At 31.7% G+C, this 25,632-nt stretch carries 21 protein-coding genes; 7 read left to right on the plus strand and 14 right to left on the minus strand.

Annotated features, from left to right (window positions below; genetic code table 11):
• Positions 1–80: 80 nt before the first annotated feature.
• The 5 genes from hppD to uvrC all read right to left on the minus strand — a co-directional run bounded on the left by hppD (position 81) and on the right by uvrC (position 7,919).
• The gene (gene hppD, locus V8G69_RS01200) at positions 81–1,241 is read right to left on the minus strand and encodes a 4-hydroxyphenylpyruvate dioxygenase (protein WP_394879862.1); all 1,161 of its coding nucleotides are present in this window, start codon (positions 1,239–1,241) and stop codon (positions 81–83) included.
• Between the two features lie 93 nt (positions 1,242–1,334).
• Complete coding sequence (locus V8G69_RS01205) at positions 1,335–2,492, minus strand: homogentisate 1,2-dioxygenase (protein WP_394879863.1); 1,158 nt, start codon at positions 2,490–2,492, stop codon at positions 1,335–1,337.
• Between the two features lie 181 nt (positions 2,493–2,673).
• Complete coding sequence (locus V8G69_RS01210) at positions 2,674–3,720, minus strand: glycosyltransferase family 9 protein (protein ID WP_394879865.1); 1,047 nt, start codon at positions 3,718–3,720, stop codon at positions 2,674–2,676.
• 180 nt (positions 3,721–3,900) lie between these two features.
• Positions 3,901–6,129, minus strand: a complete 2,229-nt coding sequence (locus V8G69_RS01215; RefSeq protein ID WP_394879867.1) for a patatin-like phospholipase family protein — start codon at positions 6,127–6,129, stop codon at positions 3,901–3,903.
• A complete protein-coding gene (gene uvrC, locus V8G69_RS01220; RefSeq protein WP_394879868.1) occupies positions 6,126–7,919 on the minus strand; it encodes an excinuclease ABC subunit UvrC in 1,794 nt (597 codons plus the stop codon). Before uvrC ends, V8G69_RS01215 begins: the two co-directional genes overlap by 4 nt.
• Before the next feature lie 108 nt (positions 7,920–8,027).
• Between uvrC and V8G69_RS01225 the strand changes: the two genes are divergently transcribed.
• Genes V8G69_RS01225 through V8G69_RS01240 form a run of 4 tightly spaced genes read left to right on the plus strand, consistent with a single transcriptional unit; the run spans position 8,028 to position 10,891 of the window.
• Positions 8,028–8,462, plus strand: a complete 435-nt coding sequence (locus V8G69_RS01225; RefSeq protein ID WP_394879869.1) for an ATP-dependent zinc protease — start codon at positions 8,028–8,030, stop codon at positions 8,460–8,462.
• Positions 8,462–9,334, plus strand: a complete 873-nt coding sequence (gene rimK, locus V8G69_RS01230) for a 30S ribosomal protein S6--L-glutamate ligase (protein WP_394879870.1) — start codon at positions 8,462–8,464, stop codon at positions 9,332–9,334. The genes V8G69_RS01225 and rimK overlap by 1 nt, the downstream gene beginning before the upstream one ends.
• Positions 9,335–9,342: 8 nt before the next feature.
• A complete protein-coding gene (locus V8G69_RS01235; protein ID WP_394879871.1) occupies positions 9,343–10,317 on the plus strand; it encodes a succinylglutamate desuccinylase/aspartoacylase family protein in 975 nt (324 codons plus the stop codon).
• A gap of 10 nt (positions 10,318–10,327) precedes the next feature.
• Entirely contained in the window at positions 10,328–10,891 is a 564-nt protein-coding gene (locus tag V8G69_RS01240; protein WP_394879872.1) for a 5-formyltetrahydrofolate cyclo-ligase, read from the plus strand.
• A gap of 3 nt (positions 10,892–10,894) precedes the next feature.
• On the opposite strand, the gene V8G69_RS01245 is transcribed toward V8G69_RS01240, so the two are convergent.
• The 9 genes from V8G69_RS01245 to panC all read right to left on the minus strand — a co-directional run bounded on the left by V8G69_RS01245 (position 10,895) and on the right by panC (position 20,835).
• Positions 10,895–11,515 (minus strand): lipoprotein signal peptidase, encoded by a 621-nt coding sequence (locus V8G69_RS01245; protein WP_394879874.1) that lies wholly within the window; start codon positions 11,513–11,515, stop codon positions 10,895–10,897.
• A 71-nt stretch (positions 11,516–11,586) separates the two neighbouring features.
• Positions 11,587–11,970 (minus strand): TraR/DksA family transcriptional regulator, encoded by a 384-nt coding sequence (locus V8G69_RS01250; RefSeq protein WP_394879875.1) that lies wholly within the window; start codon positions 11,968–11,970, stop codon positions 11,587–11,589.
• A 4-nt stretch (positions 11,971–11,974) separates the two neighbouring features.
• Positions 11,975–15,379 carry an isoleucine--tRNA ligase gene (ileS, locus tag V8G69_RS01255; protein WP_394880176.1) on the minus strand — a complete coding sequence of 1,135 codons (3,405 nt, stop codon included), beginning with the start codon at positions 15,377–15,379 and terminating at the stop codon, positions 11,975–11,977.
• Positions 15,380–15,481: 102 nt separating this feature from the next.
• The gene (locus tag V8G69_RS01260) at positions 15,482–15,946 is read right to left on the minus strand and encodes a hypothetical protein (protein ID WP_394879876.1); all 465 of its coding nucleotides are present in this window, start codon (positions 15,944–15,946) and stop codon (positions 15,482–15,484) included.
• Positions 15,947–16,056: 110 nt separating this feature from the next.
• Positions 16,057–17,415 (minus strand): DNA repair protein RadA, encoded by a 1,359-nt coding sequence (gene radA / locus V8G69_RS01265; RefSeq protein ID WP_394879877.1) that lies wholly within the window; start codon positions 17,413–17,415, stop codon positions 16,057–16,059.
• Positions 17,416–18,564, minus strand: coding sequence for an alpha/beta hydrolase (locus V8G69_RS01270; RefSeq protein ID WP_394879878.1), 1,149 nt, complete (start codon positions 18,562–18,564; stop codon positions 17,416–17,418).
• Between the two features lie 95 nt (positions 18,565–18,659).
• Positions 18,660–19,619 carry a YbhN family protein gene (locus tag V8G69_RS01275; RefSeq protein ID WP_394879879.1) on the minus strand — a complete coding sequence of 320 codons (960 nt, stop codon included), beginning with the start codon at positions 19,617–19,619 and terminating at the stop codon, positions 18,660–18,662.
• Between the two features lie 4 nt (positions 19,620–19,623).
• A complete protein-coding gene (gene panD / locus V8G69_RS01280) occupies positions 19,624–19,974 on the minus strand; it encodes an aspartate 1-decarboxylase (protein ID WP_394879880.1) in 351 nt (116 codons plus the stop codon).
• 12 nt (positions 19,975–19,986) lie between these two features.
• Complete coding sequence (gene panC / locus V8G69_RS01285) at positions 19,987–20,835, minus strand: pantoate--beta-alanine ligase (protein WP_394879881.1); 849 nt, start codon at positions 20,833–20,835, stop codon at positions 19,987–19,989.
• 197 nt (positions 20,836–21,032) lie between these two features.
• Here panC and V8G69_RS01290 point away from each other — a divergent pair, with 197 nt between their 5' ends.
• The 3 genes from V8G69_RS01290 to glmS all read left to right on the plus strand — a co-directional run bounded on the left by V8G69_RS01290 (position 21,033) and on the right by glmS (position 25,588).
• Positions 21,033–21,842 carry a glycogen/starch synthase gene (locus V8G69_RS01290; RefSeq protein ID WP_394879883.1) on the plus strand — a complete coding sequence of 270 codons (810 nt, stop codon included), beginning with the start codon at positions 21,033–21,035 and terminating at the stop codon, positions 21,840–21,842.
• 25 nt (positions 21,843–21,867) lie between these two features.
• Positions 21,868–23,577: a DUF4270 domain-containing protein gene (locus tag V8G69_RS01295; RefSeq protein WP_394879885.1), complete on the plus strand. Its 1,710-nt coding sequence runs from the start codon at positions 21,868–21,870 to the stop codon at positions 23,575–23,577.
• 163 nt (positions 23,578–23,740) lie between these two features.
• Positions 23,741–25,588, plus strand: a complete 1,848-nt coding sequence (glmS, locus tag V8G69_RS01300; RefSeq protein ID WP_394879887.1) for a glutamine--fructose-6-phosphate transaminase (isomerizing) — start codon at positions 23,741–23,743, stop codon at positions 25,586–25,588.
• Positions 25,589–25,632 lie beyond the last annotated feature (44 nt).

Consider the following 25,632-nt stretch of genomic DNA (forward strand, 5'->3'; position numbering starts at 1 on the left):
TACTGTTCCAAAAATATTAAAACAAAAAAACTCCATCAAAAATTAATGATGAAGTTTTTCGTTCTAATATTAAATCTGTGTTAAAGGGTTCCTCTATTTGCCTGTTCTCTTTCTATTGACTCAAAGAGCGCTTTAAAGTTACCAGCACCGAAACCTTTTGCTCCCATGCGCTGAATAATTTCAAAAAACAATGTAGGTCTGTCTTCAACTGGTTTTGTGAAAATTTGCAATAAATAGCCTTCCTCGTCTGCATCGACCATAATAGACAATTTTTGGAGTTCGTTCATATCTTCTTTCATCATGCTTTTATGCTTCCCTAACCTTCGTGGAATATCATCATAATAGGCCTGAGGTGGTGGTGGTAAAAATTCAACGCCTCTTGCTTTTAGTTGTGAAACAGTTGCAATTATATCATCGGTTGCTACTGCGATGTGTTGTACACCAGAATCTTCATAAAAATCTAAATACTCTTCAATTTGAGAGCGTTTTTTCCCTTTGGCCGGTTCGTTTATTGGAAACTTGATCCGCCCATTGCCATTACTCATTACTTTACTCATTAAGGCTGAATATTCTGTATGAATTTGTTTATCATCAAAGGATAAAAAATTCTCAAACCCCATCACATCTTCATACCATTTTACCCAAGTGTTCATTTGTCCCCAACCTACATTGCCAACCATATGATCGATATATTTAAGTCCTACAGAAGTTGGATTGTAATCTGACTCCCACTTTCTGAAACCTGGTAAAAATGTTCCATTATAATTTTTACGTTCAACAAACATATGGACTGTTTCGCCATAGGTATAAATTCCTGCTCTAACAACTTCTCCATGTTCATCCTTTTCAACAATGGGTTCCATGTATGATTTTGCCCCTCTTTTAGTGGTTTCTTCATAAGCACTTCTGGCATCTTCAACCCAAAGTGCAACTACTTTTACACCATCACCATGTTTTACAATATGATTATTAATCGGTGATTTGCTGTTTAAAGGTGTTGTTAATACCAACTTGATTTTGTCTTGGATTAACACATAGCTTACAGCATCTTTTGAACCTGTTTCCAGTCCTTTATATGCATGTGACTGAAACCCGAAAGCGGTTTTATAAAAGTGAGCTGACTGTTTGGCATTACCCACATAAAACTCTACATAGTCGGTTCCTAACAGTGGCAAAAAGTCTTGTGCTCCTTCAAATATTTTTTCTAAACCGTAGTTTACTGATTTTATTTCTTTACTCATTTTAATAATATTTTAGCCCTGATTGCAGCGGCATCCTTTTTTATTTTCCTAAAAAAAGATACAGCTAAAAGCAGGAATTAGCTTCAAATTAAATTATTCTAACCAAGATTTATGATAATTTTCATCGGCTATTTTCATAGCTTCTTCTGTGATTTGCAGTGGCTTAAAGGTATCTACCATGACCGCCAATTCATCTGTTTTTGTTTTTCCAATACTTCTTTCGGCAGCTCCTGGATGTGGACCATGAGGTATGCCTGCTGGATGCAAAGATATGTGGCCAGCTGCAATATCATTTCTGCTCATAAAATCTCCATCTACATAATATAACACCTCATCACTATCTATATTGCTGTGATTGTAAGGAGCCGGAATGGATTGGGGATGATAATCATACAACCTTGGCACAAAACTACACACCACAAAAGCATCAGTTTCAAAGGTTTGATGTACCGGTGGTGGCTGGTGAATACGACCAGTTATAGGTTCAAAATCATGAATTGAAAAAGCATAAGGATAATTATAGCCGTCATATCCTACTACATCAAAAGGATGTGAGGCATACACCATTTCAAAAATATCGCTTTGCTTTTTAACTTTGATTAAAAAATCTCCTGACTCATTGTAGGTTTCAAGCTCGTAAGGTTGGCGAATATCGCGTTCACAAAACGGTGAATGTTCTAATAATTGCCCAAACCAATTTCTGTAACGTTTTGGCGTATAAATTGGCCTATGCGATTCTACAATAAACAATCTGTTATCTTCAGTATCAAAATCTATCTTATAAATGACACCTCTTGGGATTAACAAATAGTCTCCGTATTTAAAATCGAGATTCCCTAAATGTGTTCTTAGTTTACCTGTTCCTTTATGGATGAAAATTAATTCATCTGCATCAGTATTCTTATAAAAATAATCTTTTGTAGAATGTTTTGGTGCGGCCAATATTATAGAGCAATCACTGTTGGTCAACACCGTTTTTCGGCTTTCTAAATAATCATTTTCTGGTTTAACCTGAAATCCAAGAAACCTATAAGATTGAATATGATTTGCTTTAGCAATTTTTGGTGCAACATTGTATTGTTTCTTAATTTCTTTAACCTGAGTTGGACGTTGCTCATGATAACTATTTGTTGACATACCGTCAAAACCTATGGTTCCAAATAATTGTTCATAATATAAACTACCATCAGGTTTTCTGAATTGAGTATGTCGCTTTGGAGGAATGTTTCCTAGTTTGTGATAAAATGGCATTTCTTTTAAATTTTAAGATTAGAAATTAAAGTTTAAAATGTAAGTCCTTAAACCTTAAAAAGATACGTAAAATTATGATAAAAGCCTTCTCATTCAGGATTTCTCTTGATGAGATAGTGTAGAAACTGTATTAAATCTTGCCAAAAAAGGTTCATATGTTAACAAATATCGTAAAAATTTGCTAACTAAGTATATTACTAATTCCTTTTAACCAATCTTCTATTGAAGTTTCATTGGTATTGTAGGCAATACTGCCATTGCCATAAGGCTGATATTTTTCAATCTTGGTCACTTTAAAAAACCCTACAACAGGAATTTGAGCTGCACTTGCCAAATGCATCACGCCATTGTCTGGCGCAATAAAAATGCTTGTATTAGCCAAAAGCGCACACATTTCACGCACATCTTTACTGTAAAGTGTAGGTGCCTTAAAATTGATTTTTGAAATATTTTCTATTGGCAATAATTCAATAATATTATGATTTGGGAAATCATTTTTTAATCGTTCGTATAAAATTGCCCACCAGTTTTCATCGTAAATTTTATTTCCCGTAGCATTGGTATAAATACAAATTGTAGGCTTATCATTATTGACTATATTTTTTAAAATTGAATTTCCTTTGTCTATTTCAGCCTTACTTAATTTGATATTTAACGTTGGAATTGGCTTGTTGTTTTCTGGAAATCCTATTCTTGTTAAATAATATCGTAAATTATAAATCGGGTATTTTGATATATGATCGTAATCATCATACTTTTCTTTAATCTCATCTATAGATTCTCCGAACATTTTATATTTAGCCTTTGCAAATTGCGTTGACAATCTTCCAGAAGATGATTTTTGGTCACCATTAATAACTAAATCATACTCATGCTTTTTCAACTTAGACCAGCAAAAAATATATTTAATTAAATTTTTAAAAGGCTCTCTTGGAAGCTGAATGATGTTTTGTACATTTTCATAATTCTCAAAAACTGCATGGGCAACACCTCCTTTTACAAATAAGTCTATTTTACAACCTGGAAAGGTTTCTATAACTTCTTGTACAAGTGGCGTTAACAATAACTGGTTTCCAAGTCTGTGATTAGGTCTTGAAATTAATATTCTTTTTATTTCAGGTATTTCACCCGAATTTAAGTTAGTTTTTAAATGGGATTTTCCAATGTTTTTTGTTAGCTGATGCATTATACGCATCCTAATTTCATTTATTCTTCTAGATACTTTCATGTGTCTATAATATTTGCTTTTGTGTGGCTCTATGAAACATACTTAACAGACATAATTCTGTAGTTTTAAAGTTTAAGTTTGTATGTTTCATTCTAAGAATTAAAACTTTTTTGCAACAACAAAAGTATATTATTACCAGTTTTTAGCCTAACACTATTTTAAATGATTACATTTTATTTGTTAGAACCAAAAACCAACATTAAAAAACCAAATACTTGTACTTTGTTCTGGCGAATAGCTATATTTTACTTGTATTGGCCCAATAAATGTATCAATGGCGTAACCTAATGCATAACCTCTGTAATCTGGTAACGTAAGCCATTCACCGGTTTCAAAAATATTATCGTCAATATTAGCCCAGTTTCCTTCTAAAGTAATGTGGTTTTTTTTGAAAATTTCATAATCAGCGCTTAAAGAAGCTTTAACAAAACTATTCCCAACAAGTGAAATAAAATCATACCCTAAAAATGGAATAAAATTGTTTATTAAATTATTTCCATAACCACCTAAAGCAAAATCCATAGTGTTAGTTGAATTATCACCCATTTTAAACCCTCCACTTGTTTGTAGATTAAAAGCCAATTTATCTGAAACACTAAAAGCATAACCCAAATCTGCTTTTGCCATCGAGAAATTTTTGAAATCTTTATTAAAACTTGAAGCATAAAAATATGTTTGAAGATCTCCGTTGAAATAAACACCTCTTTTGGGGAAATATTTGTTATCGTAAGTGTCTAATTTTAAATTTCCAAAAGTACTTAAATAATCTGTTTTTTCAAAAATAAACTCATCTGTAGACGAATTTAAACTAAAAGTCTCCGATGATATTTCTAAACGTTTGTGTTCTAATCCAAGACTTAATGCGAAATCTTTTCTAAATAAAGTTTGTAAATAAATTTGATTGGTTTGATCTTGAATCTTAGCTTCCGCTTTATTTAATCCTGAGACATTTATATCTTCATTCAAAAGTAATTGCGCACTGACGCTTTTATTAAATTGATTAAATCTGGATTTAACCCCGATGCTCCAATAGAATCCTTTATCAATAAAATACTCAAAATTATATCTTACATTATCGCCTAAAATAAAGTCTAATGAAGCAATATCATTATTGAAAAATAATCTCTTTTTAGTAAAGTTTACAAGAGCGGCACTTTTGTATAACTTGTCGTAGTGTATTCCTAATTTTAAATATGAATTAATTTCTGTTTCGGTTAGTTGAGCTATTAGATTATATCCTTCTTTATCTTCTGTGTTTTTAAATTCATATTGAAAATAATCAAAGTTGTTTGTGGCTATTAAATTGTTTACGCCTTCATTAAATTTCTTATAACTTACCGTTTCGTTTTCTTTAAGTTTTAATTTTCCTAAAATATATGCTCTAGAGTATTTATTATTTCCTTTAATAATAATCGTGTTAATATTTATACTATCATGTATTGGTTTTTTTATAACCCCTCTTGGTTTTTGCATTTGTTTGGAAACCAAATTTTCTAAAGCGTTTTTATTGGAAAGTGCTGCTTCAATTCCTTTTCTAATAATTTCGTCTCCTTCACTAAAAGAAACCACATTAAAGTCTTTAATGTTTGGCTTGATATAAATATCGGTCTTTTTAACCTTGGCCTTCATATCGTTAATCGTCCTAAAGTTATTTATTTGCATTAAAACATCAGGAGCAGATGTTAACTCTTCTCGATTTGCCAGTCCATCTTGAACATCGACACCAATTATAACATCAACACCTTTTTCTCTTAGTTCATCAATAGGATAATTGTTTACAACACCACCATCAATTAGCATTTCGTTGTTAATCATAACAGGCTGAAATAATGTGGGCAATGATCCACTTGCCATAACCGATTGGGCTAAAATGCCTTTGTCAAGTATGACTTCTTTACCTGTTTCAGCATCTGTAGCAATGCAGAAAAATGGAATTGGCAGCTTACTGAAATCATCAATATCACTCACATTCAATGTTAGTTTCGAAATTAACCCATAAACGTTTTGACCTCTTGAAAGTGCAGAAGGCAATTTAATTTTAAAATTATCGAAAGGTAAGGTTATTGCATAACGCTCTGAATTATTCCTTTCGTAAAACGCTTTTGATGCTCTGGGTAAATTATCACTTATAAGAATATTAAAATCTAAAGCTCTAAAAACAGAATCCAGTTCTTTTCCTGAATATCCAGAAGCATATAATGATCCAATAATGGCTCCCATACTGGTTCCTGCAACATAATCAACCCTAACGCCTAAACTGTCTAACACTTTAAGAACCCCTATATGAGCAAGCCCTTTGGCACCACCACCACTTAAAACAAGTCCAACCTTAATATCATCTTTTTTTAAGTCTTGAGAAAACCCATGAAAACAAACTAAAAATGCAAAAATTATAAAGTACTGTTTCATTGATTATGGTAATAATTATATATTTTTTCTGCTCTTGAAACACCAACAACAGATTCCAATTCATCTAATTTTGCATTTGCCACACGTTTTGCCGACTTAAATTGTTTTAATAAATCGACTACTGTTTTTTCACCTATCCCTGGAATAGTTTCCAATTCTGTGTTTAAAGCATTATTACTGCGCCTGTTTCGGTGATGTTCTATTCCAAAACGATGCGCTTCATTTCGTAATTGTTGTATGATTTTTAGCGTTTCACTTTTCTTATCTAAATATAAGGGAATTGGATCATTTGGATAGAATAATTCTTCTAAACGTTTTGCAATTCCAATAATGGCTATTTTTCCTCTTAATTTTAAGTCGTCTAAAATTTTTAAAGCAGATGATAATTGCCCTTTTCCTCCATCAATAATAATTAATTGCGGCAATTCTTGTTTTTCATCTAACAAACGTTTGTATCGTCTGTAAACCACTTCTTCCATGGATGCAAAATCGTTTGGCCCTTCAACGGTTTTTATATTAAAATGCCGATAATCTTTTTTACTTGGTTTTCCATTTTTAAAAACCACACAAGCTGCTACCGGATTGGTTCCTTGAATATTTGAATTATCGAAACACTCAATATGTCTAGGTTCTACAGACAAACGCAAATCTGTTTTCATCTGTGCCATAATCCTGTTGACATGTCTATCAGGATCCGTTATTTTTATTTGTTTAAAGCGTTCCATTCTGTAGTATTTCGCATTTCGAAGCGACAATTCTAAAATGTGCTTTTTATCGCCTAATTTAGGTATTGTTACCTTAACATCTTCACCCAAATCTACTTGAAATGGAACGTAAATTTCCTTTGAATTTGAATGAAATCTCTGCCTGATTTCTGTTATGGCCAATTCTAATAACTCTTGGTCTGTTTCGTCTAATTTCTTTTTAATTTCAAGAGTATGCGAACGAATGATTGAACCATAGGACAATTGCAAAAAGTTTACATACCCATAACTTTCATCACTCATTATTGAAAACACATCTACATTACTAATCTTTGGGTTTACAATGGTAGATTTTGCTTGGTAATTTTCAAGGACTTCAATTTTTTCTTTTATTTTTTGGGCTTCCTCAAAGTGCATATCTTCTGCACATTGCTTCATTTGGATTTTAAATTGCGATAATGAATCTTTAAAATTGCCCTTTAAAATTTCCTTGATTGCTTTTATGTTTTCATTGTATTCTATTTCAGTTTCATAACCTTCACAAGCTCCTTTACAGTTCCCTAAATGATATTCTAAACACACCGAATACTTTCCATTTTCGATTTTTTCTTGTGACAAATCATAATTGCAATTACGCAAATGATACAGCCCTTTTATTAAATCAAGCAAAGTGGTGACTGTTTTCATGCTGGTGTAAGGTCCAAAATACTCACTTCCATCTTTAACAACTCGTCTTGTTGAAAATACTCTGGAGAACCGTTCATTTTTAATGCAAATCCAAGGATATGATTTGTCATCTTTCAGCATTACATTATAACGTGGCTGATACTTTTTAATTAAATTGTTTTCTAATAGTAAGGCATCTGTTTCCGTATCAACTACAATGTGTTTAATGGTTTCAATTTTTTTAACTAAAACTCGGGTTTTTCCATTATCATGCGTTTTAGTGAAATATGAACTTACGCGTTTCTTTAAATCTTTTGCTTTCCCAACATAAATAAGAGTTCCTTGAGCATCAAAATACTGATAAACACCTGGCTGATGTGGTAAGGTTTGAAGTTGAAGTTCTAAAGCGGGTTTACTCATAAAACCAAAGATAATACATATCCAAAAACATTTCAATGTTATGAGCCATTTGAATATAATTTAACATACAATTTTTTGTTACCTTGCATCACTATTTTAAATTTAACAATGCCTAAAAAAGTTATAGGAAGAATAGATAAAGCCGATTTCCCTCTGCTTGGTTTATTTGATATTGATATAAAAATTGACACAGGTGCTTATACCTCTTCAATCCATTGCCATAAAGTAAAGGTTGAAGAAGGCGGGCTAAAATGCAAGTTTTATGACAAAGGTCACCCACTTTACAATGGCAAAGAAATTGTTTTTAAAAACTATTCCATTACTAAAGTAAAAAGTAGTAACGGTATAGTACAAGAACGCTATAAGGTTAAAACAACCATGTTGTTATTCAATAAAAAATATAAAATAAACTTAACCTTAAGCACTAGAAGCGACATGAAATATCCTATTTTAATTGGCAGACGCTTTTTAAACAATAAGTTTATTGTGGATGTTCATTTAAAAAACTTATCTTTTGATATTAAAGACCAAACAATTACCTAATGAATATTGTAATTTTATCTAGAAATCCTAAATTATATTCAACCAAAAGACTGGTTGAAGCCGCAACACAACGCAAACACCATGTTGAGGTAATTGATCCTTTAATGTGCGAAATAATTATTGAAAAAAAGAATCCTGCCGTTATATATAAAGGAAAACATTTAGAACATATTGATGCTATAATTCCTAGAATTGGAGCATCTGTTACGTTTTATGGAACCGCTGTTGTAAGACAGTTTGAAATGATGAAAGTCTTTTCAACGGTTGAATCTCAAGCCTTAGTAAGATCGCGTGACAAATTAAGAAGCCTACAAGTGTTATCACGTGCTGGCTTAGGCATGCCAAAAACGGTATTTTCAAACTATACAAAAGATGTTACCGAAGTAATAAACTATGTTGGAGGCGCCCCTTTAGTAATTAAATTATTAGAAGGAACACAAGGGTTAGGTGTTGTTTTAGCAGAAACTAACAATGCTGCAGAATCAGTTTTAGAAGCATTTAATGGTTTACAGGCACGAGTTATTGTACAAGAATTTATCAAAGAATCGAAAGGAGCAGATATACGAGCTTTTGTTGTTGATGGAACAGTAATTGGCGCTATGAAACGTCAAGGTAAAGATGGTGAATTCAGATCTAATTTGCATAGAGGTGGAACTGCTTCTATTATTCAATTAAGTGAAGATGAAGAAAATGCTGCATTAAAAGCTGCTAAAGCATTAGGCTTGGGTATTTGTGGAGTTGACATGTTACAATCTGCCCGAGGACCGTTAATTTTAGAAGTGAATTCTTCTCCAGGACTTGAAGGTATTGAATTTGCAACTAAAAAAGATATTGCAAAAAGCATTATTAGATATATTGAACGCAATGTGTAATTTGATTTATGACTAAGAATTTTAAACGTAATATTTCAATTTTAGGTCATGATATCCCATTAGGCACTTCAAAAGAAATCAATTTTAATATTGCCAAACTTCATACGGCAACCATTATTGAAGTTCCAGTGATTATTGAACGTGCAAAAAAACCTGGGCCAACCATTTTATTTACAGCTGGTATTCATGGTGATGAAATTAATGGGGTTGATATTGTGCGTCAAATAATTTCAAAAAAAATAAACAAACCGAAAAAAGGCACCATTATTTGCATGCCTATTTTAAATGTTTTTGGGTTTTTAAACAGCTCCAGAAGCTTTCCCGATGGACGTGATTTAAATAGAGTATTTCCAGGATCGCCAAATGGCTCTTTAGCCAGTCGAGTTGCCAATAGATTAATGACTGAAATTATTCCAGATGTTGACTTAATTATAGACTTTCATACTGGAGGAGCAAGTCGGTTTAATGCAGCTCAAATTAGAATAATAAAAGATGACCCTCAACTTGAAACTTTAGCATCAGTTTTTGGAGCTCCCTTTACATTATATTCAAGTAATATTGGTAAATCATTTAGAAATGCCTGTCATCAATTAGGGAAACCCATTTTGTTATTTGAAGGTGGGAAGTCATTTTTTGTAGATGATGCTATCTCAAAAATTGGGGTTAAAGGCGTTAAGCGTATTTTAAATTATTTTGATATGCTGAACGTGAATAAAAAAACAAGCCCACCAAAAGAGGTAACAGTATTTGTTGATGAAAGCAAATGGATAAGAGCAAAACACTCTGGCATGTTTAAATCTAAAGTTGCTATGCATACAAAAGTGTATGTTAATGATGTTTTGGGTCAAATTACAGACCCTTATGGAAAAATCCATTACAATGTTAAATCTACTATTGAAGGTTATATAATTAATGTTAATGAAGCCTCTTTAGTATATCAAGGTGATGCCTTGTTTCATATAACCACCAAACTTAAAAATTAACTTTAAGGTCATGACAAAATCAGAATTACGAAAAAAATATAAAATGCTTCGTGATGCTTTGTCAATTTCAGAAGTTGATGACTTAAGTATAGCAATAGCAAATCAGTTATTAAAACTACCTATTTGGGATTATAGCTTTTTTCATATTTTTCTAGCTATTGAAGAACAGAAAGAGGTTAATACAGACTACATTTTGAATATTCTTTCTGGGAAAGACAAACATATAGTGATTTCAAAAAGTGATTTTGAGTCAGGAACCATGACTCACTTTTTATTGACAGACAACACTATTATTAAAAAGAACAGTTATAATATTCCTGAACCTATCGATGGTATTGAAATTGATTCAAAAAAATTGGAAGTAGTTTTTATTCCGCTTTTAGCGTTTGATAAAACAGGAAATAGAGTTGGTTATGGAAAAGGTTTTTATGATAAATTTCTTTCTGAATGCAACCCTGAAACCATTAAAATAGGATTAAGTTTTTTTGAAGCAGAAACCAAAATTACAGACGTTTTTGAAAGTGATGTAAAACTGGATTATTGCGTAACTCCTAACAAAATTTATAGTTTTTAAAACTTATTTCTTAGGAAATGCCTTTTTATTAAACACTAAAAGCATTATAAAACCAGTGCTTATAGCCATATCTGCCACATTAAAAACAGGTTCGAAAAACGTAAAAAATTTGCCTCCATAAAACGGTATCCATTCTGGCAAATAGCCTTTCCAAATTGGAAAATAAAGCATATCAACAACTTTGCCGTGAAGCAATCCATCATAACCACCCTCACTTGATAAAAAGGTTGCAATTTGTCCGTGACTATCATTAAAAAGGACTCCATATAATACAGAGTCTATAATGTTACCCAGAGCACCAGCAAAAATTAAAGCAATTGCTAAAATTAACACTTTAGGGTTCTTTTTTCTAGTAACTTCAAATAGCCAATAACCAATACCAATAATGGCCACAATTCTAAAAACAGTTAACGATATTTTAGCAGTTCTTTCAGAAATAAAGGACACAAAATCGCTAATTTTTGTTCCCCAAGCCATACCATCATTTTCTACAAAATAAATACGAAACCATTGAAATACATGGTATTCATCTCCTAATGCAAAATGAGTTTTGATGTATATTTTACTTATCTGATCAATAAGCAAGATTAAAATGATGATGACGATAGATTTTTTTAAAGACATGTAATCTGGTACTTAATAAAAATAAAAAACGTCCCAAAAACTGAGACGTTCAAATATATCATTAAAATATTTTATTGCTGCATATTTTTGGCTTCAATACTTAACGTTGCATGAGGTACAAGTTTCAAACGTTCTTTATTGATAAGTTTACCTGTAACTCTACAAATACCGTAAGTTTTATTTTCAATACGTATTAAAGCGTTTTTTAAATCACGAATAAACTTTTCTTGTCTAATAGCCAATTGTGAGTTAGATTCTTTACTCATAACCTCACTTCCTTCATCAAAAGCTTTAAATGTTGGCGATGTATCTTCAGTACCATTGTTGTGGTCATTCATATACGCACTTTTAATAAGCTCTAAATCGTTTTGAGCTTTTTGTATTTTATCTTTGATTAATTCTTTAAACTCTGCTAAGTCTTTATCTGAATATCTAACGTTTGTCTCTAAATTCATGTTTTTAATGTTTTTTAATAAACAATTTGGTATTTACCTCATCAAAGGCAATTTCTATACCATTGTCAATTTGTTCAATAATTTCTAGTTTTTCAGTTAATGTTTCAGCTTTAATATACTTTATATTAGTTTCTACAGCATTAACAATTTTATCATCTTTTTGAAGCAATACATCAATTCTATCTGTTACTTCAAATCCAGAGTCTTTACGCAAGTTTTGAATTCTGTTTACCAACTCACGAGCTATACCTTCTTTTAACAAATCTTCAGTGATTGTAACATCTAAAGCTACTGTTAAAGACCCTTCATTTGCAACTAACCATCCTTCAATGTCTTGCGATGTTATTTCTACATCTGTGCGTTCTAAAGTAATATTTTTTCCATTAATGTCAACTTCTAAATTGCCATTTTGTTCCATTTTGTTAATATCTTCTGAAGTAAAGTTAATTACTGCGTTAGCAATGGCTTTCATATCCTTTCCAAAACGTGGTCCTAAGGTTTTAAAATTAGGTTTTATTTGTTTTACAAGGATGTCAGAAGCGTCTTCTAACAGTTCAATTTCTTTAATATTTACTTCGTGCTTTATTAGGTCTGAAACCGCTAAAATCTCTTCCTTTTGTGTTTGATTATCAATAGGAATCATTATTTTTTGTAGCGGTTGGCGAACCTTGATTTTTTCCTTAGCTCTTAACGATAAAACTAAAGACGATATTGTTTGTGCGCTTTCCATTTTACGCTCTAAAGACTTATCAACATAATTAGAATCAAATACTGGAAAATCTGCTAAATGTATACTTTCAAAAGCTTCTTTATTGGTAACTGAATTCAAATCCATATACAATTTATCCATGAAGAAAGGTGCAATTGGTGCTCCTAACTTAGCAATCGTTAGCAAACATGTATAAAGTGTTTGATATGCCGAAATTTTATCCGTTTGATAATCACCTTTCCAAAAACGTCTTCTGCTTAAGCGCACATACCAGTTACTTAAAAAATCCTGTGTGAAATCTGAAATGGCTCTAGCTGCTTTTGTAGGCTCATATTCAGCATAATATTCATTAACTTTTTGAATTAATGTATTTAATTCTGAAAGGATCCATCTATCAATTTCTGGTCGCTCTGCTAATGGAATTTCAGCTTCAGAATAGTTGAATTTATCAAGATTTGAATATAATGCAAAGAACGAATAGGTATTATAAAGTGTTCCGAAGAATTTACGTTTCACCTCTTCAATGCCTTCTAAATCAAACTTTAAGTTATCCCACGGATTTGCATTGCTTATCATATACCAACGGGTCGCATCGGCTCCATAAGTTGATAGGGTTTCAAATGGGTCGATTGCGTTTCCTAAACGTTTAGACATTTTTTGTCCGTTCTTGTCTAACACTAATCCGTTAGACACTACGTTTTTATAGGCTACAGAATCAAACACCATCGTCGCAATCGCATGTAGTGTATAAAACCATCCACGTGTTTGATCTACACCTTCGGCAATAAAATCGGCTGGGTATGATTTATGGTCATCGATTAATTCTTTATTTTCAAAAGGATAATGCCATTGTGCATATGGCATAGAACCAGAATCGAACCAAACATCTATCAAGTCACTTTCACGCTTCATAGGTTTTCCTGAAGGAGAAACAAGAATAATGGCATCCACTATGTTTTTATGCAAATCGATTTGTGCATAATTTTCTTCAGAATTGTTTCCAACCTCAAAATTTTCAAAAATATCTTTTGAAAGCACACCTGCCAAAACCGCTTTTTGCATTTCGTTTTTCAATTCTTCAACCGATCCTATACAGATTTCTTCCTTACCATCTTCGGTTCTCCAAATTGGCAACGGAATTCCCCAGTAACGTGAACGCGATAAGTTCCAATCGTTAGCATTGGCCAACCAGTTTCCAAAACGCCCTGTTCCTGTTGCTTTTGGTTTCCAGTTAATGGTTTCATTAAGCTCGAACATTCTATCCTTAACATCGGTCACTTTTATAAACCATGAATCTAAAGGATAGTAAAGAATTGGCTTATCGGTTCTCCAACAATTAGGATAACTGTGTTTATATTTTTCAACCTTAAAGGCTTTATTTTCTTCTTTTAATTGAATGGCAATTTCAACATCAACAGAACGTTCTGGTGCTTCACCATCATTGTAATATTCATTTTTTACATATTTACCAGCATATTCAGCCATTTCTGGTCTGAATTTACCTTGTAAATCTACCAAAGGTACTAAATTACCATTTTCGTCTTTTACCAACATTGGTGGAACTTCTGGTGTTGCTTGTTTAGCAACCATCGCATCATCTGCACCAAACGTTGGTGCTGTGTGTACAATTCCTGTTCCGTCTTCAGTAGTCACAAAATCACCTGCAATTACCCTAAAAGCATTTTCCGGATTATCATTTGGCAAGGCATAAGGCATTAATTGCTCATAAGTAATACCTACTAAGTCTTTTCCAACAAATTCTTTTATAACATAAAACGGAATCTTTTTATCATCTGGCTTATAAGATGTTAATTCTGATTTATCTTCAACTTGATTAAATTTTCCTGCAAATTGATAGCTCACTAATTTTTTAGCAAGAATCACTTTTATTGGTTCAAATGTGTATTGATTAAAAGTCTCTACCAACACATAGTCTATTTTTGGACCAACAGTTAAAGCTGTATTGCTTGGAAGTGTCCAAGGTGTTGTTGTCCAAGCTAAAAAGTAAATAGTTCCTTCATTTTGTAGAAAATCTGGAAGTGATTCTGTTTTGGCTTTAAATTGAGCAACTATTGTGGTATCTGTTACATCTTGATACGTTCCTGGTTGGTTTAACTCGTGTGAACTTAACCCAGTTCCAGCCTTTGGCGAATATGGTTGAATTGTGTAGCCTTTGTATAATAAATTCTTGTTATAAATTTGCTTTAACAACCACCAAACGCTTTCCATGTATTTAGGTTCGTAAGTAATATATGGGTCATCCATATCTACCCAATAACCCATTTTTTGAGTCAGGTCGTTCCAAACATCTGTATAACGCATTACTGCTTTTCTACACGCATCATTATAATCTTCAACAGAAATGGTTTTACCAATATCTTCTTTAGTAATTCCGAGTTCTTTTTCTACACCAAGTTCTATAGGCAACCCATGCGTATCCCAACCGGCTTTACGTTTCACTTGGAATCCTTTCATGGTTTTATAACGAGGAAAAATATCTTTAATAGCACGTGCTAAAACGTGGTGAACACCAGGCAAACCATTTGCAGAAGGTGGCCCTTCAAAAAACACAAACGGCTCATTGCCTTCACGTGTGGTGATACTTTTTTCAAAAACATTATTTTCTTGCCAATAGTTAAGAATTTCGTCTGCAACTTTTGGTAAGTCAAGTCCTTTATACTCAGGAAATTTAGCACTCATTTTATCAAATTTCATTTCGAGGTGCGAAATTAAGGAATTTTGATAAAATAGAAGCCTTTAAGTGCTAAAAACTAATATTAACAAAAAGGATGAAAAATGGAATTAATGACTTTTATTAAATTCTTTTTGAAAACGTTTGACTTTAGTGATGAAAAGTTTTTGTTCTTCGGAACTTAAATTTTCTGTGGAAACCACTTTTCCGTTGAAGAGGTATATTTTTTTTGCCTTTGAATTTTTAGAAGAAGATTCAAAATAGGTAAGCTTATTGTTCTTAAAATAATAGTTCTCTGTAATAGTTTTATCTGTTGTTTCTATATTTTCAATTTTTAATAATTCATGTGTTTCATTATTAAAAAATACGGTGTACTTAAATTTTCCAATATCTTTAAAACCTTCATTATCTGTAAGGGCACCTTTGGTAATTTCGGTTTTTATACCTTTATCTGTATCTATTTTTTGTGAATAAATATCAACCTCTTTTATGACACTTTCAGTATTTTTATAAATCTTTGGTCCACATGCAACCAAAACAATAATAAATACCAGATATAAATTACATTTTCTCATATTACAAATGTACTTAAAAAAGCCAAAATAATTATTTTTAGCTTTTACGACTCTTTAAGTAATTAAATGAATACTGACATTTCTATTTTCGAGCATTTTATCTACAACATTTAAACTACAAATCCAACCAAATCTTCAATCTTAGAAATCATCTGGATTTTTATCGCCGTATTTTTTAAAGAAATCTTATTGTATTTTGATACAAATATGGTTGAAAATCCTAATTTTTCGGCTTCAATAATACGTTGCTCAACACGTTGAACGGGACGAATTTCTCCAGACAAACCAACCTCTGCAGCAAAACAAATATTTTTCTCTAAGGAAACGTCTTCATTTGATGATAAAATAGCTGCAACAACAGCAAGATCTATAGCAGGATCGTCAACATTGATACCTCCAGTTATGTTTAAAAATACGTCTTTTGCTCCTAATCGAAAGCCTGCTCGCTTTTCTAAAACAGCCAAAAGCATATTCAGTCGTTTTGCATTAAAACCTGTAGCACTACGTTGTGGTGTGCCATAAACCGCTGTACTTACCAAGGCTTGAACTTCAATCATTAACGGGCGCATGCCTTCTAAAGTAGCAGCCACCGCGTTACCAGATAACTCTTCGTCTTTCTTTGAAATTAAAATTTCTGATGGATTGGAAACTTCTCTTAATCCGGAACCCATCATTTCATAAATTCCAAGTTCGTTGGTTGACCCAAATCTGTTTTTATTGGCTCGTAGAATTCTAAAAACATGGTTTCTGTCTCCTTCAAATTGCAACACAGTATCTACCATATGCTCCAGAATTTTTGGTCCTGCTATATTTCCATCTTTAGTAATATGTCCAATTAAAATAACAGGTGTTGCGGTTTCTTTAGCAAATTTAATCAACTCTGTTGTGCATTCTTTAATTTGTGAAATACTTCCTGAAGATGATTCAATGTAATCACTATGGAGCGTTTGAATAGAATCGATAACCACAATATCTGGTGCTAATGCTTCAATTTGTTTGAATATGTTTTGTGTTTTGGTTTCGGTTAAAATATAACAGTTTGTGTTTCCAGGGTAAATACGTTCTGCACGCATTTTAATTTGCTTTTGGCTTTCTTCACCAGAAACATACAATGTTTTATAAGGTAATTTTAAAGATACTTGAAGCAACAGTGTGCTTTTACCAATACCTGGCTCACCTCCAAGTAAAATTAATGAGCCTGGAACAATACCACCGCCTAAAACCCGATTAAATTCGGCATCAAAAGTATCTAATCTTGATTCTTGAGACGTGTCAATATCTTGAATTAATAAAGGTTTAGAAACACGTTTTACAGATGAATTTGGTGATTTCCAATCACTTTTTTCTTCCTTTTGAATAACTTCTTCAATAATGGAGTTCCATTCTTTACAAGCTGTACATTGCCCTTGCCATTTGGCATATTGACTTCCACAATTCTGACAAAAAAAAGTAGTTTTTAGTTTAGCCATTTAATATCCGAAATCTGCTTTAATAGCATCAGCCTTTTCTAACATTAAGTCTTTGGTAATGCCTCCAATTTCTTCAAAAGAATACCCAGATTGATAGGTTCTCATAGCTTTTTTAGGTTCACCATTCTCTTCGTAAAAACGAGCTAAGTAATAATTTCCTAAAAGCGTATTTGGATATTCATCTCTTGCCAATTTGCCTAAATCTTCGAAATATTGAAATTCTTCTTTTTTCTCAATAGCAGCTTCAATAGCTTTAAAATCATTGATTAAAATTTGCTTTTCTATCCCAAATAAATCATTTATGGTCTGATATTTTTCTACCAGATATTCAACTGGAGAAGTTTCTAATTTTAAGATTTTATCTTTGTATTCGTCTTTACTTATAGGATGAAATACAGAGAATATATCTTCTAACGCTTTTGGTATTGCATGGGTTGGAACAGAATAATGAGAAGCTCTTTCAAAATTATCGTAATAATAGAAAAGATTTTTATTATCTATTGCTGAAAGGTTTTTGTTTAAGTCTTCAGTACCTTTTATTATAGTAGAAATATCATTGGTAGTAGTGGCTAAATAATAAAATGTTTTGCTTTCAAATTTTTGCAATCTGTCAGTTACAAACGCATTCATTTTTGGCGCTAATTCTGGACTTATTACTATATATCCTTGAAATATGGGTTGTTGTTTAAGCAAATAATAATTAATAAAATTTGCTGTTTCTCCATGTCCAACAGCTACTTTAAAATTACCAACTCTATATTTATTTTGCATATATGGAATTAATTCATCTCCAATAAATTCGAAAAAATTAGCTCCAGATTCAATAGGAAGTGAATTTTGTTCAGAATACAGACAATCTTGTTCTCTATTTTCTGACTGATTAACCCCAACAATAATAGCCTCTGGCATATCTTCCCAATATGAAAAGTAATCTACATTTCCCGCAACAGCTTCAAACATATAATCGCCATCAAGAACCACAAATAATGGATATGTTTTTTTAACATCATTATTATATCCTCTTGGAAGTTGAATTTTAATTTCGCGTGATTCTCCTAATTTATTAGAATGAAAGGGTTCATAAACTACTTGAGCTTCAAAAATATTGAATGAAAAGACAAATAATAAAAAACAAAAAACAGATTTCATATGTTTCATTTGAGAATTAATACATGGCAAGGTAACAAATAAAGCGAAAGATTAAAAGCAAAGTTTTTGAAACCTTAGAGCTTAAATTAAAGTTGCTAAACTTGTGCTTTTCTGTTGTAAATAGGTAAATAAATTAATGATAGTCCTCCTAAGATAATTATCATTAATGTTTGTGAAGACCAAATAATCCAACCAAAAGCTAAACTAGGTTCCTTGGCAATTCCAAAAATTGAAAAAGCTGCAAAAATAGCAAGAGGATAAGAACCAATACCTCCATTTGTAGCAGCTATACTAAAACTAGCAGCAATAAAACCAATTAAAACTGTTCCCAACGAAATGCCATGTAACTCTGTAACAGAAAAAGATGTTACATAAAACATGAGCACATACATAACCCAAATAAAAATAGTGTGGAAAATAAAAGCCCACTTTTTTTTCATTTTGAAAATACTTAAAACCCCTTCAATCAATCCTTTTAAAAATGTTTTAATTTTTTTAGCTAGCACAGAATTATTCCCTTTTATTATTTTAAATCCTATTAGTGTTGCGATCAGCAAAACTGCAAATGCTATTATAATTTTTGGAAGATTAAATTTTGCTATTAAATAACCATAGATAAAATCAAACTGTATGAAAAGTGTTATTAAAATAATGCTCATCATGACTATTAAATCAGCAATTCGCTCAGAAACAATGGTTCCAAATCCTTTCTCAAAAGGCACCTTTTCATAATTATTTACAATAGTGGCTCTGGCCACTTCTCCAGCTCTTGGAATAGAATAGTTAATTAAATAGGCTGCAAAAACAGCCATTATACTATTGCCTAGTTTAATTTTGTAACCTAAAGGTTCTAACATAAACAACCAACGATACGCTCTAGACAAATGACTTAACAATCCTAAAAACAATCCTATAAAAATCCATTTATAATCTGCTTTTTTTAAATACACATATAACTCATCTAAAGATACTTTTGATAGTGCGAACCAAACCAAAAAAACTCCCAGTATTAATGGGAGTATAATTTTTAAGGATCTTTTTATGTTTTTAGCCAAGTGATTATTTTAATAAGTTGGTAGCCTCATCTGGAAATACTAAAGAAGGCTTAAATGTTTTGGCTTCTTCAATATCCATAAAAGCATAAGTAATCAATATTAATGTGTCTCCAACTGCAACTTTTCTGGCAGCTGCCCCATTAAGTGTAATTTCCCCGCTATTTCTAGGACCAGGAATTACATAAGTATCTAATCGTTCACCATTGTCATTATTAACAATTTGAACTTTTTCGCCTTGTATAATGTTTGCAGCCTCCATTAAATCTTCATCAATAGTGATACTACCAATGTAGTTAAGGTCTGCACCAGTACATTTTACCCTGTGAATCTTTGATTTTACTACTTGAACTTGCATATGCAAAGATAATTAATTTAAAGCGATATTGTCTATTAGTCGAATATCTCCTGCATAAACTGCAATAAACGCTCTATATTTTTTGTTTTTTGATTTTTTTTTAATTTGCTTTAATGAGTCTATATCGGCTATTATAAAATATTCCAGTTTTAAAACTTCATTGCTTTCAAATTGCTTTTCAACCCATTTAGAAACCCAATCTGCACTTTTTGTGCCAAAAAACTTTTTGGCAGTTTTTAATGTTTTATAAATAAATGGAGCTTCTAGTTTTTCGATTTCGGTTAGCCTTGTATTTCTAGAACTCATTGCCAAACCGTTTTTTTCGCGATGAATTTCACATCCTATAACATTCACCGGAATAGAATAATTTTTAACAAGCTTTTTAATGATTTGTAACTGCTGAAAATCTTTTTCGCCAAAATAAGCATTATCTGCTTTTACAATTTCAAACAATCTTTTTACAACCGTACCCACACCATTAAAATGTCCGGGTCTAAATTTACCTTCCATTTCATGCTCAAGACCATCAAAATTAAAGTTTTGCGAAACTGTTTTTCCTTCATAAATTACATCCACCGAAGGAGCAAAAACTAAAATATCTTTAGAAATTGTCTCTAAAAGCATAATATCTTTTTCCAACGTTCTTGGATATTTTTTAAGATCATCAAGATTATTAAATTGTGTTGGATTTACAAAAACACTCACAAAAACTTTGTCATTATTCTCTAAAGCTTTTTCCACTAAAGCCAAATGCCCATCATGTAATGCTCCCATAGTAGGCACAAACCCAATGGTTAATTGTTGGGCTTTAAAAGCGTCTATTACACGTGTAATTTGCTCTTTATCTGAAAAAACTTCCATTTTTTAATAAAAAATTAACGGGTGCAAACTTAAGATTTTACAATCAATCTGCATAAATTTTTGTACTTTTGCGTGTTTTTTATTTTGAATTTTCAAAAAGAACCCAATTATGCAACAGGATAATTTCAATTTTTTGACAAAAATAAATTGAATTATTATGTAACATATGAGCATTAAAAAACAGCAAAAACAAACATATGAAAGATAAGAGGATATTATATGTATCATCTGAAGTAGTGCCCTATTTACCTGAAACTGAAATTTCTTCAATGTCGTTTGAAGCACCCAGATTAGTAAATCAACACGGTGGGCAAATAAGAATTTTCATGCCAAGATATGGTAATATTAATGAGAGAAGACATCAATTACATGAAGTTATAAGGCTGTCGGGGATAAATTTGGTGATTAATGATTTAGATATGCCTCTTATTATTAAAGTAGCTTCTATTCCAAAAGAAAGAATTCAAGTTTATTTTATAGATAATGATGAATATTTTAAAAGAAAAGCAACATTAACAGATGAAAGTGGAAATTTATTTCCAGACAACGATGAGCGTGCTATTTTCTTTGCCAAAGGCGTTATTGAAACTGTTAAAAAATTAAATTGGTCACCAGACGTTATACATGTTCACGGTTGGTTGGCATCATTATTGCCGCTATACTTAAAAGAATATTATAAAGATGAACCATTGTTTAGCGACAGTAAAATTGTTACCTCAATATACAGTCAAAGTTTTGATGAAACCTTAAACAAGGACATGTTTGAGAAGATAAAGTTTGATAATATTGAAGAAAATATAATTAATGTGCTTGAAGTACCTTCTTATGTAAACTTAATGAAAATTGCCATTAACCATTCTGATGCGTTAATTGTTGGATCTGAAAGTATTCCTGAAGATTTAGAAACGTATTTAAAAGATTCAAATAAACCTGTACTAGATTATAAATATAAAGATGAGTTTGGTGAAGCATATACAGAATTTTTAAATTCTAAAGCGTTAATTTAAACTCTTTTCCTTCCAAAAAAAATATATGAAAAAAACATTTAAGACCCTTAAATTTATTGGTTTTTTACTATTCGCTATAGTAGCTATTATTGCTTGCGACAAAGATTACAACTCTATTGAAAGTGATGTAATTGGTTTAAAAAGTTTCACTACAGATAACAATCAAATTCCTATTATTTCCTATAATAAAAAACTTGATTCTCTAAAAATTAATAATTTAAACTCTTCCCTTTTAGGTGTTTTTAATGACCCCGCTTATGGTCAAACTACAGCAAGTATAATTACGCAATTAACTCCATCTGAATATAGCCCAAAATTTGGCACCAACCCTATTATAGATTCGGTTGTTTTGACCATTCCTTATTTTAACAGAATTACGGGTACCGATAATAACAACCCTGTTTATACAATTCAAGACTCATTATACGGAAGTGCTCCAATTAAATTATCTATATATCAAAATAATTACTTCTTAAGGGATTTCAACCCTAATGAAGATTTAAACGTTACTCAGAATTATTATTCCAACGCAAGTGGAACAATTAATGCTACCGATAATTTTGCTATTACAGAAGGTGGTGCCATAAATTTTGACACTCAAAAAGGGCCTCTTGTTTATGAAAACGATAGTCTAGTTTTTAGTAGTAATGCTATTATTTTAAAAACAATAGCTACCGATGGCACTGAAGCATTTGAAAGAAAAACTCCTGCCTTAAGAGACACTTTAAATCCGGCCTTTTGGAAAGCATTAATTATTGATAAACAAGACGATGCTGTATTAAGCAATGCAAATAATTTTTACAATTATTTTAGAGGTTTATACTTTAAAGCTGAAGCAAAAAATAATGATGGCAGCATGATTTTATTAGATTTTGGTGGAACAGGATCTAACATAACCATATATTATTCATATGACTCATCTGTTGAAGGAGCAGACAGGCTAACTGACAGCTATGTACTTAATTTCACAGGAAATAGATTAAATACATTTATAAATAATTACAATTTAGTGTCTTTAGAAAACGGCGACTCTACAAATGGCGACGAAAAACTATACTTAAAAGGAACTGAAGGCTCCATGGCGGTGGTTGACATTCTAAGTGGAATGGTAGATTGTGATGGAACAACAGAAACCGCTTTAAATTGCTTCAAAAAAGCGTATCGAGCAGTTGACAAAAATGGAGAGTACATAATAAAAAACGGAAGTTATGTTCTTAAAAAACTAATTAACGAAGCACAATTAGTTATTTATGAAGATGAAAACATTGCCTTACCTACTGAGCCATCTGATAAATATCCAGACCCAAAAGACTACCACAAGTATGACAGAATTTATGCCTACGACTTAAAAAACAACACCCCATTGATAGACTACAGTTTTGATCCTACGAGTAATTCAACCGATCCCTATAATTCAAGATATGTTCATTTAGGACAACGAATTACAGATAATAACGGAGAAAACGCTAAATATAAAATTCGTATAACAGAATATCTTAATAGTATTTTACTTAAAGATTCTACAAATACAAAAATAGGTTTGGTATTGTCTACTAATGTAAATTATGTTTCCAATTCACCAATTTTAAATAGTGGTGATGCTGTTACTCAAGTGCCATCTGCAGCTATTATTACTCCTAGAGGAACTGTATTGTATGGCAATAATGAAAACGTCCCCGAAAGTAAAAGAATGTCATTAGAAATTTATTTTACTAAAGAGAACACAGAAAATTAAAAAAATTATGTAGGCCTTTTTATATGATTACTCACTTGGTTTCCATTTCTTTTAAGTGAATTTCATCGTAAAAATCATTGAGTTTATATAATAATAAATTATTAATTGATATTTATTTCACATATTTGTCGAACTATTTTAACCAAATCAAAATTAATAACTTATGTGCGGAATCGTAGGATATATTGGCCCTAGAGAAGCTTATCCCATTATTATTGAAGGCCTTAAAAGACTTGAATATCGTGGTTATGACAGTGCAGGTATTGCTTTATTTGATGGTAATGACCTCAAAGTTTGTAAAACCAAAGGGAAAGTTATTGATCTTGAAAATAAGTCACAAAAAGAAATTTCAAATACAGGTCACTTAGGGATTGGTCATACCAGATGGGCAACTCATGGAGTACCAAACGATGTTAACTCGCATCCTCATTACTCTAATTCTGGAAATTTAGTAATTATCCATAATGGAATTATTGAAAATTATGACACTCTAAAAAAAGAACTATCTTCTAGAGGATATACTTTTAAATCAGATACAGATACTGAAGTTCTAGTAAACCTGATAGAAGATGTGAAAAATAAAGAAAACGTAAAATTGGGAAAAGCAGTACAAATAGCTCTAAATCAGATTATTGGAGCCTATGCTATTGCCGTTTTTGATAAAACCCACCCAGATGAAATTGTTATAGCACGTTTAGGAAGTCCTTTAGCTATTGGAGTCGGTAAAAATGAATATTTCATAGCCAGTGATGCATCGCCTTTTATAGAATATACAAAAAACGCTATTTATTTAGAAGATGAAGAAATGGCTATCATTAGGTTAAATAAAGATATTAAAGTTAGAAAAATAAAAGATGATTCAACGGTTGACCCTTATGTTCAAGCATTAAAAATGAATTTGGATCAAATTGAAAAAGGTGGTTTTGATCATTTTATGTTAAAAGAAATATACGAGCAACCTAAAGCAATTTCAGATACTTATAGAGGAAGACTTAATAGGGAAGAAGCTATCATAAAAATGTCTAGTGTTGAAGACAATATGAAAAAGTTTCTTGCTGCGGATCGTATCATTATTGTGGCTTGTGGAACTTCATGGCATGCAGGATTGGTAGCTGAATATATCTTTGAAGATTTAGCCAGAATACCCGTTGAGGTCGAATACGCTTCTGAATTTAGGTATCGAAATCCTATAATTACAGAAAAAGATGTTATTATTGCCATCTCACAATCTGGAGAAACTGCAGATACTCTTGCAGCTATTAAATTAGCTAAATCTAAAGGGGCTTTTGTTTTTGGTGTTTGTAATGTTGTAGGATCTTCAATAGCAAGAGAAACTCATGCGGGAGCTTACACACACGCTGGTCCAGAAATTGGTGTTGCTTCAACTAAAGCCTTTACTACACAAATTACTGTTTTAACACTTATTGCTTTACGTTTAGCTAGAGCAAAAGGCACAATTTCAAGTTCAGATTTCCGTCATCATTTACTTGAACTGGAAATGATTCCTAAAAAAGTAGAAAAAGCTTTAGAATCTGACGAACATATTAAAATGATTGCTGATATCTATAAAAACTCACGTAATTGTTTATACTTAGGAAGAGGTTATAATTTCCCTGTTGCGCTAGAAGGTGCTTTAAAACTTAAAGAAATATCTTATATCCATGCAGAAGGTTATCCTGCTGCAGAAATGAAACATGGTCCTATTGCTTTAATAGATGAAAACATGCCAATAGTTGTTATTGCAACTAAAAAAGGCCATTATGAAAAAGTTGTTAGTAACATTCAAGAAATAAAATCCCGAAAGGGTAAAATCATTGGAATAGTAACTGAAGGAGATGTTGATGTTAGAGAATTAGCCGATCATGTTATAGAAGTTCCTGAAACTTTGGAAGCCCTATCTCCTCTTTTAACTACTATCCCTTTACAATTATTGTCCTATCATATAGCTGTTTTGTTAGGAAAAAACGTAGACCAACCAAGAAATTTAGCAAAATCTGTGACGGTTGAGTAACTAATAGAATACTATTTTGTCCTCTTATTTTTATATTTATATAT

The sequence above is a fragment of the Gaetbulibacter sp. M235 genome (assembly GCF_043876835.1).
Classification (GTDB): Bacteria; Bacteroidota; Bacteroidia; order Flavobacteriales; family Flavobacteriaceae; genus Yeosuana.